The sequence below is a fragment of the Solibacillus sp. FSL W8-0372 genome, from assembly GCF_037969735.1.
GTDB lineage: Bacteria > Bacillota > Bacilli > Bacillales_A > Planococcaceae > Solibacillus > Solibacillus faecavium.
Map to the genome: position 1 here is coordinate 1994350 of NZ_CP150204.1, position 17239 is coordinate 2011588.

The 17239-nt window shown below is 35.2% G+C and carries 18 protein-coding genes and 3 pseudogenes; 5 read left to right on the forward strand and 16 right to left on the reverse strand.

Translation table 11 applies throughout. The features are described from left to right. Nucleotides 1–14: 14 nt before the first annotated feature. The 3 genes from MKY13_RS09920 to MKY13_RS09930 all read right to left on the reverse strand — a co-directional run bounded on the left by MKY13_RS09920 (nucleotide 15) and on the right by MKY13_RS09930 (nucleotide 2401). Nucleotides 15–632: a serine protease gene (locus tag MKY13_RS09920; RefSeq protein WP_339212299.1), complete on the reverse strand. Its 618-nt coding sequence runs from the start codon at nucleotides 630–632 to the stop codon at nucleotides 15–17. 120 nt (nucleotides 633–752) lie between these two features. Continuing rightward, nucleotides 753–1940 carry an NAD(P)/FAD-dependent oxidoreductase gene (locus MKY13_RS09925; RefSeq protein WP_339212301.1) on the reverse strand — a complete coding sequence of 396 codons (1188 nt, stop codon included), beginning with the start codon at nucleotides 1938–1940 and terminating at the stop codon, nucleotides 753–755. Between the two features lie 32 nt (nucleotides 1941–1972). Continuing rightward, entirely contained in the window at nucleotides 1973–2401 is a 429-nt protein-coding gene (locus MKY13_RS09930; RefSeq protein ID WP_191698805.1) for a DUF1641 domain-containing protein, read from the reverse strand. Between the two features lie 401 nt (nucleotides 2402–2802). Here MKY13_RS09930 and MKY13_RS09935 point away from each other — a divergent pair. Continuing rightward, a pseudogene (locus MKY13_RS09935) lies at nucleotides 2803–3465 on the forward strand (GNAT family N-acetyltransferase). Nucleotides 3466–3479: 14 nt separating this feature from the next. Here the strand turns inward: MKY13_RS09935 and MKY13_RS09940 are convergent. After that, the gene (locus MKY13_RS09940) at nucleotides 3480–3848 is read right to left on the reverse strand and encodes a VOC family protein (protein WP_339212305.1); all 369 of its coding nucleotides are present in this window, start codon (nucleotides 3846–3848) and stop codon (nucleotides 3480–3482) included. A gap of 491 nt (nucleotides 3849–4339) precedes the next feature. Here MKY13_RS09940 and MKY13_RS09945 point away from each other — a divergent pair, with 491 nt between their 5' ends. Together MKY13_RS09945 and MKY13_RS09950 are read left to right on the forward strand one after the other, a co-directional pair. After that, on the forward strand, nucleotides 4340–4966 hold the full coding sequence (locus MKY13_RS09945; RefSeq protein ID WP_339212307.1) for a LysE family transporter: 627 nt from the start codon (nucleotides 4340–4342) through the stop codon (nucleotides 4964–4966). A gap of 127 nt (nucleotides 4967–5093) precedes the next feature. Continuing rightward, nucleotides 5094–6326: an MFS transporter gene (locus MKY13_RS09950; RefSeq protein WP_339212308.1), complete on the forward strand. Its 1233-nt coding sequence runs from the start codon at nucleotides 5094–5096 to the stop codon at nucleotides 6324–6326. Between the two features lie 46 nt (nucleotides 6327–6372). On the opposite strand, the gene MKY13_RS09955 is transcribed toward MKY13_RS09950, so the two are convergent. Beyond that, nucleotides 6373–6648 (reverse strand): YqhV family protein, encoded by a 276-nt coding sequence (locus tag MKY13_RS09955; RefSeq protein WP_191703540.1) that lies wholly within the window; start codon nucleotides 6646–6648, stop codon nucleotides 6373–6375. Between the two features lie 322 nt (nucleotides 6649–6970). On the opposite strand from MKY13_RS09955, the gene pnuC reads away from it, so the two are divergent. Next, on the forward strand, nucleotides 6971–7660 hold the full coding sequence (pnuC, locus tag MKY13_RS09960) for a nicotinamide riboside transporter PnuC (RefSeq protein ID WP_339212311.1): 690 nt from the start codon (nucleotides 6971–6973) through the stop codon (nucleotides 7658–7660). Nucleotides 7661–7662: 2 nt separating this feature from the next. Then, nucleotides 7663–8748, forward strand: a complete 1086-nt coding sequence (gene nadR / locus MKY13_RS09965) for a multifunctional transcriptional regulator/nicotinamide-nucleotide adenylyltransferase/ribosylnicotinamide kinase NadR (RefSeq protein WP_339212313.1) — start codon at nucleotides 7663–7665, stop codon at nucleotides 8746–8748. 268 nt (nucleotides 8749–9016) lie between these two features. Here the strand turns inward: nadR and MKY13_RS09970 are convergent, their stop codons facing one another. The 11 genes and pseudogenes from MKY13_RS09970 to MKY13_RS10020 form a co-directional block, all read right to left on the reverse strand. Continuing rightward, nucleotides 9017–9793, reverse strand: coding sequence for a class I SAM-dependent methyltransferase (locus tag MKY13_RS09970; RefSeq protein WP_339212314.1), 777 nt, complete (start codon nucleotides 9791–9793; stop codon nucleotides 9017–9019). A 72-nt stretch (nucleotides 9794–9865) separates the two neighbouring features. Beyond that, nucleotides 9866–10330: a GNAT family N-acetyltransferase gene (locus tag MKY13_RS09975; protein WP_339212316.1), complete on the reverse strand. Its 465-nt coding sequence runs from the start codon at nucleotides 10328–10330 to the stop codon at nucleotides 9866–9868. 341 nt (nucleotides 10331–10671) lie between these two features. Next, nucleotides 10672–11727, reverse strand: a complete 1056-nt coding sequence (locus MKY13_RS09980; protein WP_339212317.1) for an ankyrin repeat domain-containing protein — start codon at nucleotides 11725–11727, stop codon at nucleotides 10672–10674. Between the two features lie 81 nt (nucleotides 11728–11808). Next, nucleotides 11809–12264, reverse strand: a pseudogene (locus MKY13_RS09985) (GNAT family N-acetyltransferase). Nucleotides 12265–12314: 50 nt separating this feature from the next. Then, a pseudogene (locus tag MKY13_RS09990) lies at nucleotides 12315–12478 on the reverse strand (cytidine deaminase); the annotation flags it as partial. An 84-nt stretch (nucleotides 12479–12562) separates the two neighbouring features. Next, nucleotides 12563–13141, reverse strand: a complete 579-nt coding sequence (locus MKY13_RS09995) for a GNAT family N-acetyltransferase (protein ID WP_339212318.1) — start codon at nucleotides 13139–13141, stop codon at nucleotides 12563–12565. A gap of 237 nt (nucleotides 13142–13378) precedes the next feature. After that, nucleotides 13379–13768, reverse strand: coding sequence for a hypothetical protein (locus tag MKY13_RS10000; RefSeq protein WP_339212320.1), 390 nt, complete (start codon nucleotides 13766–13768; stop codon nucleotides 13379–13381). 26 nt (nucleotides 13769–13794) lie between these two features. Beyond that, nucleotides 13795–14079, reverse strand: a complete 285-nt coding sequence (locus MKY13_RS10005) for a hypothetical protein (RefSeq protein WP_225231149.1) — start codon at nucleotides 14077–14079, stop codon at nucleotides 13795–13797. A gap of 361 nt (nucleotides 14080–14440) precedes the next feature. After that, entirely contained in the window at nucleotides 14441–14680 is a 240-nt protein-coding gene (locus MKY13_RS10010; protein ID WP_191698793.1) for a hypothetical protein, read from the reverse strand. Between the two features lie 637 nt (nucleotides 14681–15317). After that, on the reverse strand, nucleotides 15318–16421 hold the full coding sequence (locus tag MKY13_RS10015) for a DUF4179 domain-containing protein (RefSeq protein ID WP_339212326.1): 1104 nt from the start codon (nucleotides 16419–16421) through the stop codon (nucleotides 15318–15320). Further along, nucleotides 16418–16972 carry a sigma-70 family RNA polymerase sigma factor gene (locus MKY13_RS10020; protein WP_339212328.1) on the reverse strand — a complete coding sequence of 185 codons (555 nt, stop codon included), beginning with the start codon at nucleotides 16970–16972 and terminating at the stop codon, nucleotides 16418–16420. Before MKY13_RS10020 ends, MKY13_RS10015 begins: the two co-directional genes overlap by 4 nt. Nucleotides 16973–17239: the final 267 nt, after the last annotated feature.

Consider the following 17239-nt stretch of genomic DNA (forward strand, 5'->3'; position numbering starts at 1 on the left):
GACCTCCTATTCTTTTAAACTACCGGCAGCTCAAATAGCTCTCTTTTTGTAATTGTAAATTGATCCATAAAACGTATTACGTTTAATTTCCGATCAGTATAGGTCGCTTCATGCTGTTCTAGGTATCCCCGCATGCTTTTAATAATCATAGTCTCAATGAGGACAAGTTTTTTCGGGTAATGCTCATAAGTTGCAAAGCGATCATTAAATAGTTGCTTCGAGCTGTTTTCAAATTTCATGTAAAAATCGCTTTCTTCTTTCGGTATGGAACTGAGAAGCTCGCTTAAAATATCCATAAACAGATTTACTGTGAGAACAGCTGCCATTAAAGCATTGGTATAGGAACCGATTGTCGTTTTCTTTAAACGTTTAAATTTCGAACTGATCAGGACTTCATTTAGCATAAAATTTCTTAATAAATAGTGGAGCGCATGCTCGGAATTTATAATAGGAACTTCCTCGAAATAATAGTAAACCCATAAATCACTTAAACTAAAATTAGCGAATGATAAGGAATGGAAGTCTGGATGAATTAAGTGATAAAAGTAATCATAGTATTCAAGTCTTGAAAATTGGTTCCGCTGTTGCTCATTTAAAAGAAATAAAGAGTTGGATGCTTCAAAATATTTCAACTATATATCACCTCATCAATCATTTTATTCCATTATAATAGGTTTTTACTAAAAAAGTGAAATTTATTCCTAAAAAAAAGACATACCAGAAAGTAATAAACTTTCTAGTATGCCATATAATTAATACGCTAAACCGAATAGCGCTTTAATATGTGTCATATAACGAACATTTGAAGCTTCTTTCATCAGTGAAGCTGGTAATCCTACTAGTTGCGTATTGTTAGCACCAATTGTAGCGATACCGTCTTTACGTCCTAAAGAACCTAAAGTACCTGAGTTTGTGAATTTGAATTCTTTTAAATCTGCGCCTTTAATTTGAGCGAAGATGTTATAGCCTGCTACTTCACCTTGCTGCCATGCAACTTGTGCTGTTGGTGCATAAGTTGGACGGTCGCCCGGGTTAGGAATATGTGCTGAAGCATCACCGATTACAAATACTTCTGGGTGAGAAGTTGATTGTAGGAAATCGTTGATTGTCGCTTTACCGCGATCTGCTGCTAAACCAGATTCACCTACGATTGGAAGTGGTGCAACCCCACCAGTCCATACTAATGTATTAGCTACGATTGGCTCACGGTCTTTTAACTGAATTACATTTCCTTCTACACCTGTAACAGGAGTTGACGTGATAAATTCAACACCACGTTTTTGTAATGAAGTTGTCGCACGGTCGATTAAGTTATCCGGGAATACTGGTAAAATTTTTGGACCTGCTTCAACTAGCTTGATTTTTAGGTCTTCGAATTGTACACCGTATTTTTCCGCTACTTTCGGGAAGTGGTCAACGATTTCACCTACAAGCTCAACACCTGTTAAACCGCCACCGCCGATAACGATTGTCGCGTCTGCTTCATCTTTAGTTTTAGCGTATTCTTTAATACGAGCTTCAATATGCTCGCGAATAGCGTTTGCTTCATCAACAGATTTTAATACGAAAGAGTTTTCCTCTAAGCCTGGGATACCGAAGAATCCAGTTTGGCTTCCTAAAGCAACTACTAACGTATCATATTGTAAAGTTTTGCCGTTTGAAAGTGCTACTTCTTTATTATTTACATTAAAGCTGTTCACTTTAGCGATTTCAAGGTTAATATCTAAGCCTTTGAAGATTTTTTCAAGTGATAAAGATACAGCGCCTTCTTTAATTGTTCCACCTGCAAGACGGTGTAATTCTGTAATAATTTGATGTGTTGGGAATTGGTTTACGACTGTAATACGCGCTTCATTCGTAGTTAAAAATTTGCGAGCTGTTTGAGCAGCTAATACACCGGCAAACCCAGCACCTAAAATAACGATTTCTTTAGTTACCATGATCAATATCCTCCAATAAATAGATTATGCAATTATTTCGTTTCTTTACGTTCAGCTGCTACTTGTAAAAATGCATTTGCAAAACGTAATGCCCCTTGTACTTGAGGGTCTTTCAACATTTTTAATAAGCCAAATACGCCTACTGTTTCATTGCTTACTTCAGCACGGTCTTTCGCTTCAATTGCAGTTTGAGCAATAGATTTTGCTGTTCCTACTACTGGGCTTGCCATTTCAGTAACTGCAGCTACTGTATCATTTTTTAGCGTTTCATCTGTTGCAACACTTGATGCGAAATCATACGCTTTTGTTAATAAAGTTGTCATTTCAGCTAATTTCGGTAAATTATCTACCAAAGTAGTCAATGAAGCCTGCACCTCTGGCTTTAATAGTTGGTCTAATACGTCTAATTGTTCTTGTGTAACAGACACTTTTTCTACCTGCTGATTATTCATTTCTGACATAATAACTCTCCTTTGCCAACACCAATATTTTTTCTAACGAAAGTTCATACTTATTTGTAATTCCTTTCACATACCCATTCATTAAGCAACGATAGCACAAAGAATCACTTGTTACAATTAGAAAAATGAAATAAAATTAGGAAAAATAAAATAATCGAATATTCTGTAATTTGAACCGATTAAAAACTTTTATTTTTATGTATTTTAAGAGATATTCTGTGATTTTTCGGGTTGAATTATTCTTTTATATTTTATTTTAATGAAGTATTTTTTTGCGATAATTTTTTTAGGTAAATAAATTTATGCAGTAATTAATAAGAAGAAACTTATAAAAGCGGAGTGCTACAACTTAGAAATACTTGCGCAAACATCTTAATCCAAACCGGAAATGAGGCGGAGCAATGTATTATAAAGAGTTATATGTATCCAATGAAAGTAAACCGTTCCCTGCGACGATTCGAAATTATCGGGAAGAGGATTTCGCTGAATTAATCCGCATTCAAAAAGAATGTTTCCCCCCTCCATTCCCCGAAGAATTATGGTGGAATACGGAGCAATTAAAAAATCATACTGCGCTATTTCCAGAAGGTGCATTGTGTATTGAAGTGGAAGGTAAACTTGCTGGCTCTATGACAGCCTTGCTTGTCGACTTTGATATGAATGCACCGCACCATACATGGGAGGAAATAACAGACAACGGTTATATTAGAAATCACAATCAAAACGGCAATACACTTTATGTAGTTGATATTTGTGTAAGTCCTGTTTATCGTAAGTTAGGCTTAGGAAAATGGCTCATGTTATCGATGTATGACATAGTCGTCCATCTCAAGCTGGAAAGATTATTAGGAGGAAGTCGCATGCCCGGCTAGCATCGTTATGAAAATGACATGACACCGGAACTATACGTTCAGTCCGTAGTAAACGGCGATATACAGGATTCTGTCATTTCCTTTTTACTGCGCTGTGGACGAATCCCTGTCCAGGTCATAACCAATTATTTGGAGGACGAAGAATCCTGTCATTACGGGGTGCTAATGGAGTGGAGAAATCCGTTTAAATAGGTGTATTACTTAAGCTATTTTTTAGTGTTACTTATCATCTCGACTCTGTTTCCAAAAGGATCTCTAAACTCAAAACGTTCAAAATTGGGAATAGGCACTGAATCTAATATTTTTATATCATTTTCAATCAATACTTCTTTCCAATAGGATACATCTTCTACCTCATATGCTAAATGGGCTTTCGTTGATAATCTGTCAAAGCCATCTTCTGTTCCTACATGCACTTGTGTACTACCAACTTGTAACCAAAAGCCCCCTCTTCCTTGAAGCGAATCTGGCTTTTGAATTTCTTCTAATTGTAAAACATGGCAATAAAAATTTTTTCCTTCTTCTTCGGCACCTTTTGGTATCGTAATTTGAGCATGATGTAATCCAAGAATCATATATATCCCCCTAAGTATTAAAACTGTAATTTTATTATATGTAATATGGTATATAAATAAAATTATGGGTTATTTATGAAAACCAATAACTATTTCTTATTGGTATCTACGAAAATGCCCTCCTAGAATAAGGGAATATTTTACCGTTATTTGAATGATGCAGCTCATTTTTAGGATAAATAAGGGAACGTTTTACCGTTATTTCAAATAAAATCATAAAATTTCATGTTTTTTAGTTCAATAAAGGAAATTCCTTCCCTTATTTTGCCTACTTTTTATTTTATTTTTAAAATAAGGGAAATTCATTCCGCTATTTATCACATTCCGCACTTCAATTTCCCGCCCCCACACTTACAATGCGTATTCCCCGTAGAAAATCTTATTTTTATGCAATCCCCAATTATTTCTTATTTGATTTTCCCTTTAACTAGTCCTAGAAGTCATTGATTCGGAATAAAATGCAAGGAAATCATTTTCTTGGGGGGCTATTCATGAATTCTATTTTGACGTATGTCTTTTTAGGCGTATCTATGGCTGCAACAATCGGACCTGTTAAGACCGTTTTATTAAATACGGGTTTGAAAAACGGGTTTTTTCATGCCTGGTTTTTTAGTCTCGGTGCCATAGTAACCGATGTCATCTATATGTTTGTTGTTTATTTTGGAATTGGACAATTTATTGAATCGGAATTATTGAAAACGATACTTTGGTCTTTCGGCTGTTTTGTCCTTTTGTATACAGGTATAGAAAATCTTCTATCGCTACATAAAATTGAGATGGATTCAAATACCAAAAAAAGAACACGTCTTAGACAATCAATTATGTCCGGTTTCTTCATGTCGCTGCTAAATCCGCTAACGATTCTTTTCTGGCTTGGGATCTATGGCTCCATCCTTGCAAAAAATGCGGGTTCAACTACAATCTATCAAATCATAATTCTTAGTATTGCCATTTTAGTTGGTATTATTTTAGTGGATTTTCTTATGTCCTTTTTCTCAAGTGTCGCACGAAAATTATTATCCACGAGGCTTTTGAAAATCGTTTCCTTTGTTTCAGCTATATTAATGATCGGATTCGGACTATACTTCGGCAAAATGGCTTTCCAAATGTTATTTTAATGCACGTAGACAACTCTTAATATAATCGGACCGTTTCAGGATAAGCTTGTAAAATAATGTTACGCATAAAATGAATAGGAAAGGAAACCATACCTGAATAAATAAACAAATTAGTCGAGGTGTGGTAATGGACAAAAGTAAGGTTAAAGTAAGTGTCTGGTGTATTGTCAGTTTAACTTCAATTCCTCTAATCATGACGTTGGGAAATTCCATGCTTATACCAGTGCTTCCGATACTTGAAGATAAGGTTGGGATCACATCATTTCAGTCAAGCATGATTATTACAAGCTATTCTATTGCGGCAATTTTCCTTATACCTGTAGCAGGTTATTTATCGGACCGGTTTGGAAGGAAAATGGTAATATTACCTAGTTTAATCCTCGCTTTAATCGGTGGTCTTATTGCCGGGTTTGCTTCCTGGAAAATGGATGACCCATACATGATGATCATTATTGGTAGGGTTATTCAAGGAATAGGTGCGGCAGGAGCAATGCCGATCGTTATGCCCCTTGTAGGTGACCTATACCAGGATGATGATGAAAAAATAAGTTCGACGTTAGGAATAATTGAAACGTCTAATACATTCGGTAAAGTGTTGAGCCCCATTTTAGGTTCAATATTTGCAGCTGTTTTATGGTTTCTGCCCTTCTTCTCTATTTCAGCACTTAGTTTAATCGCAATTGTCCTTATTTTTTTCTTTGTTAAAGTCCCTAAAGAAAAAGATGAACCTTTAGAGTTCAAGAAATTTTTAAGTAATACAAAAGAAGTTTTCAAAGAGAAAGGCAAATGGTTGTATACCATATTTTTAAATGGTGTACTCGTTATGCTGATATTATTCAGTATGTTATTTTTCTTATCCGACAACCTCGAAAAAGTTCATGATATAAAAGGTGTTAAGAAAGGTTTTGTACTAGCTATCCCACTTTTACTATTGTGTATTTCTTCTTATGTTTCTGGTCGTAAAATTAAAGGCGACTTGAAAAGAATGAAAAAAATAATTGTTATTTCGTTAATTGCCATGTCTACAAGCATTGTTTTCGTAGGTTATACTAGCAAAAAACTCATTCTTTTGCTCGTAGTAACAAGTATAGTCGGAATCGCCATTGGTGCCCTCTTGCCTGCACTTGACACAATTATTACAGATAACATCAACAAAGAATTAAGAGGCACAGTTTCTTCTTTCTATAGCTCAGCGAGATTTATCGGTGTTGCAGCCGGCCCCCCTATTATGTCACTCGTCATGAAAGACTATCTCAATGTCAGCTATATTGTGGCAGGTGTATTAGGATTCATACTGTTATTTGTTGTCTTCAAATGCATCAATGTCGAGGAAATCGAGAAATCCAAAAAAGCAACATAAAAAAATAAGGACCTGACAGCTTTTGCGGCTGGAACGGTCCTTAAAATTATTGAGCTTTCAAACTGAACAGAATAAGGGAAATGCCGGCAAAAAGGCAAATTATTCTAGTCATTGAAATTTTCTCTGCCAGACCTAGTAGAGCTAGTCCAGTCGTAACGATTAGAACAACCGGACCTACTAAGGCTAACATTGTATTGATATAAAAGGCCTTTTCCAAATCATTGAATTTAAACATTAAAGCAGCAGCCGTCAATTCAATACTTCCTGAAATAAGTCTTAAAATAATGATAATAAGAAGCGCCTTTTCAATAAATGGAACCACATCCCCTGCTATTATTCATTCATAACATATGCAGACAAGCCCGAATTTATTTTAACGTCGAGTATTCCCTTTTATCAGCATCTTCTTCCCCCGATGATACCGCAGACAGGAAACACACCCACTCCACACAATTACACATATTCACTATTCATTGCATATATAATTCTCTATTAGACTAAAAATTTCTTTTTGATACGATAGAATAATCGCTTTAATTTATTCCATAAAATGTTAAAATATTAGCGGGTAAAGCGAATATTCCCTCTTAATAACCATGATATTCGTTTTATCCATTCAAAATGGAGAAAGAAGGTACAGAGTTATGTTCAAAAATTGGACGTTATTCGAAAAGGCTTGGTTAGTCGTTTCAACAGTCATCATCCTCATTCTTAGTATTTTATGGGATGATACGCTTCTAGGAACGATTTCATCTATAGCCGGCATTATTTGTGTTGTATTAGCAGCGAAAGGGAAAATTGGAACATATGTAGTCGGTGTTGTTCAATGTTCGACATACGGTTACATTGCTTACGGCTATGGATTATATGGAGAATCCATGCTGAATCTGTTATTCTATTTACCTATTCAATTTATCGGATTTTACTTATGGTTTAAAAATAAGAAATCCCCTGATGAAGCTGCATACGGGGAAGAAATTTATGCGAAACGATTAACAACGAAACAATGGCTATATACGGGTGCCGGAATACTAGTTGCCTATATTTCATACTCGCTATTTTTATCAAGAATAGGCGCAAACTTGGCGGGTCTTGATGGTTTGGCAGTTGTCTTATCGGTAGTAGCTCAAATTTTAATGATTATGCGCTACGCGGAACAATGGATTTTATGGATTGTCGTCAATGTCATTACGATTGCTTTGTGGGCGATTATTTTAGTACAACAGGGCGGTAATGATTGGACAGTATTTGTCATGTGGTGTGCATTTTTAGTTAACTCAATTTACGGGTATATTAACTGGATTAAAATTAGCAAGGCGCAAGGAGCTGTATAAAATTGAACTTCGGTGTACCAATCAGCGAATATAAAAATAAAAAAATCGGATTATATGGCGGTAAGTTTCTACCATTCCACAAAGGACATTTAAACTGTATTTTTGAAGCGCAGTCTCTCGTAGATATTTTGTTCGTTGTCGTTGGTTATGATGATGTTTATGATAAAAGCTTATGTGAGAACACAGGCTTTGAATGGGTATCGAGTCGTGTCCGTGAACGCTGGATTACGAAAGAATTGAAAAATTTTAAGAATATACGTGTGCTTTCGCAATATGAAAAGCGCTCGGATGATTACATGAATGATGATTCCATTTTTGATTCGCACAAAGAGCTGCTATCTAAAATTGGCGGCAAAGTGGATGTAGTGTTCAGCAGTGAGCACGAATACGAGGAGTATTTTGCAAAATACTTACCTCAAGCAAGGCATCACATTATTGATACCGCAAGATCAGCATTTAACATTTCTGCAACGGAAATTAGAAAAAACGGTATTTTTAATTCTTGGAATTTCTTACCTCCCGCTGTTCGTGAACATTATGTAAAACGTATTGCTATTTGCGGCATTGAATCGGTCGGTAAGTCGCATCTTACTAAAATGTTGGCAAAGCACTTCGAAACTAATCATTTGGAAGAGTATGGTCGTTTATATTATGACGAAATCAATGGGTACGCCGATATATCGGAGTCATCGGACTATGCAGACATTGCAGCAGGTCATGTCCATCTGATGAATGAGGCCAGCAAAAAGTCAAATAAGGTGTTGATGGTGGATACCGATTTAGTTTATACACAATTTTTCCATTTCATGGAGACCGGTGAGTATCACGAATTGGTTGATACGATGCTGAAATTGAAAGTAGAGAAAATCGATGAATATATCTTTATTGAACCACACAACTACCATGAGCTGGACGGCACACGCAGACCGGTTACGGATGTAGAGCGACAGAAGCGGAATAATCTACTGAAATCGATTTATGAAATGTACGGCATTAAACTGAAAATTGTCGATGAAGTAGATCGAAATAAACGGTTTAATCAATGTAGGAAAATTGTAAGAAGCAGTATAGCGGGGCAAACCTTCTAACAGCGGTTGCTTCCTCTTCAGCATTTAATTTTGTTAAAAGGACAAAAAATAAGCGGCGATATTACTGTTATTTATAGGCTGAAGATGTTTTTGACGTGAAATAAGGGGAGATTTTCCGGTTATTTGAATAAAAAGCTATCATTTTCAGTTTTTTTGAATGGATAAGCGGAATTTCTACCTTTATTTGGGCTGTTTTTTATTTTATTTTCGGAATAAGCGGAATTTCTCCGCTTATTTTTCAGGTCGGATGGTTCATTTCATATCCACATTATTTAACTGCTTTCCAAATGGTCCATCTATCCTTTTCAACGATTGTATGTTCCGAAGAAGTGGCCTCATCTATATAATCCATTAATAAATTTAATTCTTCATCCGTTAATTCATGTAATATACTTCTTCCTGTTCTTTCACTTAAATCTTTTAGTAATTGTTCTTTATTTCTATATTCTTTTCTGATTTCCCATACCTTAATTTCCTGAATGTCTGTAAATCCAACATCCGTAAGTGTTTTTATGACAAATTCACTGCTGTATCTCCGTTTTGTCTCGCTCTCAATTAATTGCGGAAACCGTTCAAAAAAATATCCCCTTATATGACTCGGATCTCCCTTTAATAAACAATCTTCCGGTGTCCGGTCCTGAACGATATAAATTCCTTTTTCTAGCAACAGTCTATAGGCCTCTTTGAAGCACATTTGCAAATCCTGTATATGATGGATTAACGCTCTTTCCAAAATTAAATTGTATTCGTTACTTTCTAAATCAGTTTGTAGTGCATTCCCTAGTCTGAATGAAATGTTTGGATACTCGGCACAATTTTCTCTCGCAGCTTTCAGTATTTCCTCTGAATAGTCGACCCCTGTAACAGACATTACGCCCATGTCAGATAACGCTTTCGAGTAAATCCCCCCACCGCAGCCTATATCCAATGCTTTAGGAATATTATTAAAATTTACTAACTCCTCCATAGCATGAATCCATGAACTATCTGCCTTTCGAGTTGAATAAGAATATTTATTTTTTTCATTATGAAAATCAATTCCCACTATAATCCCCCCTTCATAACGCCAATATGAATGAAAGTCACTTTTTCAATAAATTTACTTTCCTCCGTTGTTTTACTTCAGACGTAATTTTAATCCTTCATGTGTTGCATTAAAGCCTAACTGTTCATAAAACCTTAACGCATCCGGTCTTCTTTTATCTGTCGTCAGCTGGACCAAGTGACATTCTCGTTGTTCTGCACGTTGGATTGCCCAATTAATTAGCTTAGACCCAACACCTTGCCCTCGTACAGAAGCTGCTGTTCTGACTCCTTCAATTGTCGCTCTCCATCCGCCTTGATGAGTTATATACGGAGTAAAAGTAATTTGTAGGACGCCAATCACCTCATCGCCATCACAAGCCACAACTAATTCATTATTCGGATCTATTGAAATCGCATCAAATGCTTTTCTGTAACTAAGAGGAAGTGGATCTTCATAGCGCTCTCGTTTACTGCCTAATAAATCATCCGCAAGCAAGCCCACGATTCTTTCTAAATCCTTTTCAGTAGCCATTCTAAACTTTAATTCAGTTTCCATTGAAATCCCCCTTATTAATCTTCTGTACGTATAATACTTCCACAAAAAAAGCGCTGAATCCTTCTCGGACCAACGCACTAAAGAGTATTCGTACTTATTGAATTCCAGATATTAAAATTAAATCATAATTAAAGAAAGTGTAAATGCCGCGCTCCATACACACCCTAAAACCTTTTGATTATGTATATTTCTCCCGGCCTTTAATTTTTCCAAGAGCTGAACTAAGTTAACAAACCATAATACCAAAATACAATAGGTACTAAAAGAAATAAATCTTCCAAGTTCCTTCTCCTTTCGTTATGAATAATTAAATTTTCCATTAGTTGACGATGAAACTATGGTTAACGCTTGTAGTCGGGCTGTTCCAACTTAATAGGATTCGGATTACTGAGTACCCATTGCACCGCCAGTTCGCATAGTCTTTCAACTTCATTACTCCCATTTCCTTTAGAAAGGTCTTTTACTAACGCTTTAGCCTCCAAAAGTTTAGCCGGGGGTAATGGCGTGCCTAAGCTAAAGTATTGATCTAAACTGTTAACCATTTTACGAAATTGATTATCCCAGTTGCCCCCGCCATTATCCAATATTTCATAGGATACTTTACCGGTAATACGGATTACCTCACCCTGTACAGTTTTCGCATGCCCTTTTGAAGGAATTAATAAATTCCAGAGTTCATTATGCTGCGCCTGCCATCCTTTTGCTGTAACGGTTATTGGAGAGGAGCCATCGTGAACTGTCCGTTTCTCTACTGGAAGAACATCAAATAGTTCATATAAATGTAAAAGTGCCTCTTCTGTTTGATTCAAAAATTCCGGATTAAAGCCTTCTCTGTAAAATTCAAACTCATTTCCAATTCGCTTAATTGAGTCTTTCATTTTCTGCGTTTTAGTTGCTCCAGCTTTAAGCAAGATGTCAGCAACTTTCGCCATATTAACGATATCTATGTTTCTACATACCGACAAAGCTTTTTCTAAAGGTGTCTGTCTCATCTTATTTTCTGCACTGATATTTGCACCTTTGGCAACTAATGTGGAAACTGCATTTGGATTAAATGAACTAGCTGCGGCAAATAAAGGTGTTTCGTTTTGATAATCCATCGCTTCTATATGGGCACCTAACTCTAGAAGCAATTCTGTATTACCGCGCCAGCTTTTTCCATGGTTATGTAGGGCCGTTCTACCGTAACTGTCACTAGCATTTATATCCGCACCCTGTTCTAAAAGCCAGCGAACCAATTCATCCGGTATATTGAAAAAGCTCAAAGCAGTTGATTTACTGTAACCGCCACGGGCATCTAATTCGCAATGCACAAATACTTCTTTTAATGCTGATATATCGCCCATTTTAATTAGTTCATCAAAATTTTTCGGTAAAGTTTTTTTCTTCTTTCCCATTCTGGCTACTCTCCTATAGGTCAGATTTTTTAAAATTACTATAAGCGGCTCATTATTTATAAAATGCACTGCCCTTATAACTTAACGGTGTCCATCTTTCCTTGCTTGTATATAACCATTATATACGCAAGTGCCATGCGTCGATAAATCCTTCACTTGCAATCCACATGTTTCATAAAATTTGAAATTATTTGCTGAAGTGTGTGCAAACCAATCCCCGTGAGGAAGTTTTTGAATACATAATTCAACAAACTTTTTGCCAATTCCTTTCCTACGGTATTCTGACAAAACGACTAAATCCATAATATTAGCTGCCATTATTTGATCGGATATTACTCTAACCATTCCAATCATCCGATCATTATCTCATACAGTAAATGCCCAAGTTGAATTTTTAAAGATTAGCGAGTATTTTTCTTTTTGCCATGAAGGAATATTTTTTGCCCATCCAGCATCTTTAAACAATGATTCAACATCGTCAGCAGGAACTCCTTCAGTACCTTCCCTAATTACTAAGCCATTAAAATATTGATACATTCGATCTCTCCTTTGATTAAATAGTTATTATTCTAAAACTTTTGCCAATGTTAAGTCATTTCATCGTAATATGTTTCTGTCCAATGAAAAATAATTACTTGTGTATTGTTTGAAATGGCACATTGTACTTGAGGACCCCAGTAAAATAAACGTTCTTTCCGCAAGGTGAAAGAACGTTTAATTGTGAATGTTCATCTTCTCATGCTAAACAAATCACACGATACAATATGAAGACGCATTTCTTTCTTCAGAAATGCGTCCGATTGTGGAATAGTATATTGATAAACTTAGTTATTTATTAAAATGACTTTTCAAAACAAACACATTGGTGAATACGTTTATTATTTTTAAATTGTTCAATATCTTTCCCAACATAATGGGTAAAAGCATTAACTAAATATAGATTTGGCGTGTTACTTTGAATTTTATGATCCATTTCATCTCCTTCAAAGTAAACGTGGTAATAGGAATCCACGATTTTAAATTCCATTTTTTCATACCAGTTTTGAACCCAAAGATCATCTCTTGTCCATGCTTCAAAACGATTTAAATTCATTCTTTTAGCTATAGTTTCAGCAGCATGAAGTAGTTGTTGCCCTATTCCTTGTCGAGAGTAATCCGGATGAACAGCAATGTGCCAAATCATTCCACCTAACCCTTCTCCTCTTGAGCAAACTGTTCGTTCTTCTTTTTCATACTCTACATCGATAAGTCCAACGATTTGACCATCTAACTCTGCGACTAGCTCAATGGCAGGGTTTTTATAGTATTCTTTCTTGTTTAGAACATTATCAAAATAGGCTGTCTGTAAAAATGCAAGTGTTCGGCATCTCACCCAACCAGTTTCATCGTTAACTCTATAGTCTCTAATAATCACTTTGACCTCCGGATTTTAGGAACCACGTAGTTTATAGGGGAATTATACGCCCATCCCTTAAAATAGATTAACCCCGTTAAATTTGTTCATGATTTTCATAATATACCGCCTCCCTTTCCTAACAATTATTCAAATTTTATCAGATATTTCCAAAATATACACTAATAATATTGGGAGGTTTTGCCAGATCGTTTATTTTTTTAAGCATTATTTAACTAAATGCAAAAATTTATCCGCTTAACTATCCAACGGCAAAACTGGCTCATCCTCACTATATCTTGAGTAAGACCAACCATCATTTGAAACTTCCGTACATAACTTATCCGTACAGGTAAAAATATAAGATTTCTGTTCAGTTTGGACAGATATTTCATAAAGATAAATAGAAGATGGGTCAGAAACATTAAATCGGTTTACTCCTTGTTTAATTGCATAAACAGTTTCCCTAGATGCAATTTCCTGATACTGCTCAGTTTGAAGCACCATTCTAGTCATTTCCCCTAAGATCACTTGGTCATCCAAGTTCGCTGTATATGTACTTTTGATAAAACTAGTAATTCCCAAAAATAAATTTAATATTACGCTAATGAATAATAGAATAAAAATTCGCTTTGTTTTTTTCTGCATAAATGCCCTCTTGTAAATCATTTTAATTACATACCTGACATTCCGGCTATAATTATAAAAGTAGTCCATAAAAACCCAATTCCTAACGCCAAAATCGATGATGTTCTAAGTGAAATAAGTAAAGAAGAAAAGTATTTTTGCTCACCTTCACTTTTTTTAAAAGAAAGCGCAAAGAACACAATCCCTAATAATCCAATTAAATATGTAAATGTAACACCCACCCAAAACCAAGTTAATCCATTCCCCCAATAAGCCATCTGCTGAAATTTAATGCTGAGATAGAATACCCCAATCGCACATACTAATGACATGAACGTATACAATATTTGTTTATTCACACTTATTTTCAATAAAATACACCTACGATTCCTATAAAACTTTTGTAGCAAGTAACCTCCCACAAAACCTTTTATACTTTTAGTGTAATTATACACTTTATGAGTTATTTTTCAATAACACTTATATAAATGCCTTTCTCTCTTAAATAAAAAAAGCACCTTCCTTAAAAAAGGAAAGCGCATAAATATAGTCGGAGAACTATGCCTTATTCTTCAAAGTAGCTAAAATACCCTGCAAAAACTACTAGATTTCACAAGGTATTTTAATAATTATTTTAATTTTGCACCTCTAAAGAGAACGCGTAACAGCTTTTATGTGTCCTTGTTTTCAAATTCACCCTTCGACCAAATAACCAGCCGCGTATAGGGCATTTAAATTCTCTTGGTGCTTTTCTACATTTCCTTCTTTCGCTATTACCACTTCTCCGAAATACGGTTTTCGATACAGATATACGAATGTAGAACCACACTTACTAATATAGGCATTTTTATAAATATCTAAGTGATACCCTACCTTATTCAACAGTCGACCATCTACAAAATCATTCACTTGCAACATATTTAGTACCAACATGCCCAGTTCCCCCATTCCTTGTTCAATTTCCACAATCTAGATGTATTCGCAAATCGTTTATCAGCGAAAACAGATTCCTAATAAAGGATTACGTTGCGGAATATCATATGCATTTAATAGCTTTGCAATACCTTTCAAAATTTGATGCTATTGCATTGTTTATTTTATCGAGCAATTATAAACAGCCTCTATATCCATACCCATTTTTTACTGAAAATAGGCAACCCCTTATGAATAGCTGATCTAGGCCTATTGCTATAAAAATACGTAAATCCTCTTCAAGTATCAACCCAATAGGGGGCTTAACAATTTAGTTGTTCTTTAATTAAATCTAAAAGACCTTCAGGAACAAGTCGTAGTTCACCGTTTTGAAACCTATTTATAGGCAATCGCATAATTTTGAAGATGTTCTCGTCATCTTCCTTTCCAGTGCTCTTATTATTCCTTTTTTCATTGTAATCCTCCAAATTATTAATCAATAATCTTTAGTTGTTTCGATTCACTTACGAATAATTCCTTCTTTTATTCCTTTGTTCGACCATTAATAAAAACGAGCGCGATTCCTTGTTACAGAATCGCACCCGCATATTGAATAAGAATTATCATAGCTTCTGAAACCTTTAAATTCAGGCAAAAGCTACTTATTTAGGGGAAATACAATTGGATCAATTTCGTATGGGTCCATTACAGGTACCAATGGTCTATTTCCATCGCTGTCTGACTTTCCAACTGTTAAAACATGAACGGTTGGTGTAATGGTGATGGATGTTGCTCTATTATCAAAATCACCCAGAGTTAATCTAGGAAAGCTTACATTACCGGGAAAATCAGTACTATGACCAGAATCTCGATAGTGAATGAAGTTTTGTTTATTTCCTAAATCATCTGTTACATTATATTCAATAAGTACACCTCGGAATTCATCATCTTCCTTCGAAACTAGACGTTCGTCTACCAATTCCGATAAATAAAATGTACTTGAGATAGGAGTTTCAGTCATTTTTAGAAGTGTAATTGCCACCCCAGTGTCTTCAGTGTTGTAACCGGCTCCGATTAAATTTTCCGATTCGCTTTCTAAGGCTTGTAAAGCGAATTGATAAGACCATTTTCCAGAATATAGTTGTTTCCCATTATTCAAATTTCTAACTGTGTTCCCTTCCCAAGAAACATTTATTTTACTTGGCTTAGGACCTTTGATTAATTCATATACATAAAGAACGGCATACTCATTCTCACCAATTTTTTTAGTTAAATAGTTTTCAGAGTATCCATTATGTTCATACGCCCCGTTAAATTCTTCTACTATGAAATCTCCTTCTAAAATTGGTCTTTCTCCTAGATCCTTTTCACTTTCAATTGTATATGCTATTGCAACATTTTCACCGTCATAAACTGCATCTGTTAAGGTAATATTTATACCATTACTTTCTTTTGATATACCTATATCAGTCGAATAATTGCTATACTCTTCAAAAACATAACGATTATCTTCATTAAACAATTCAAAAACACTACCGATAATTGGTAACTTAGCAGCATAGGTTGGAAATGCAATACTCAAAGTGAAACTAGATGCTAACAAAAGGGATGCAGCAACGGCTATATTTCTGAATAAGTAATTTTTCTTTTTGCGTTTCAAAACATTTCTTTTAATTCTAGCCTTTTCCGATTCATCTACATCCATAGGTTCAATGTCCATTTCGATTTTTAAATCGTTTAATTTACGATAAATTTTTTTCAAGAGAAAACGCCTCCTAAACGTAATTGTTGAAGTCTTTTTTTACCTCGATATAAGCGATTATCCACGGCTGCCTTTGTTAAGCCAAGCTGATGAGCAATTTCTTCATTTTTCATATTTAAAAAATATTTCATAATGAAAATGTCATGATCTACCTGATCCAATTTTTCCATGAGTATTAATAATTCATCCATCATGTACTTAGAGAAAAATTCATCCTCTGCCGATTTCACTTCCGAACCATTCACGGTTAATTCAACAACCTTTGGTGAATTTAATGATTTCCTTTGTATATCAATCGCTTTAAACTTAGCAATCGTACAAATCCACTTACTAAAGTCCTCTTGGTCACCTTTAAACTGCTTTGCATTTTCAAATGCTCCTAGAAACGTATCGCTTATGCATTCCTCAATAAGCTGCGAGTCCTGGAAGGATATTAACGCATTATATATAATCGCTTTCACAATCCCGATATATTGGTCAATTACAAATTCAAGTGCATCTTCTCTCCCCTTCTTAAAATACTTGATAAAGTTCTCACTCGTAATCTTCATACAATTAACTCCTTTGTCTTTGTAAGGGCCCTACACTTAATACATCGTATAAAACTAAAATAATTCTCATTATTCTAATTTATTTAAGAAGAGAGATATCGAGTTAATGAAAAACACTTTCCTTATTTCAAGGAAAGTGCATGATTATATACCATTAGATTCAGTGTGCGACATGCCATTCAAACGTTCCAGTTAAATCGCCTCACCAAATATCAATGCATGTATTAAAAGGATCGTATGTAATAAGACTCAACGGAATTCGTCCGA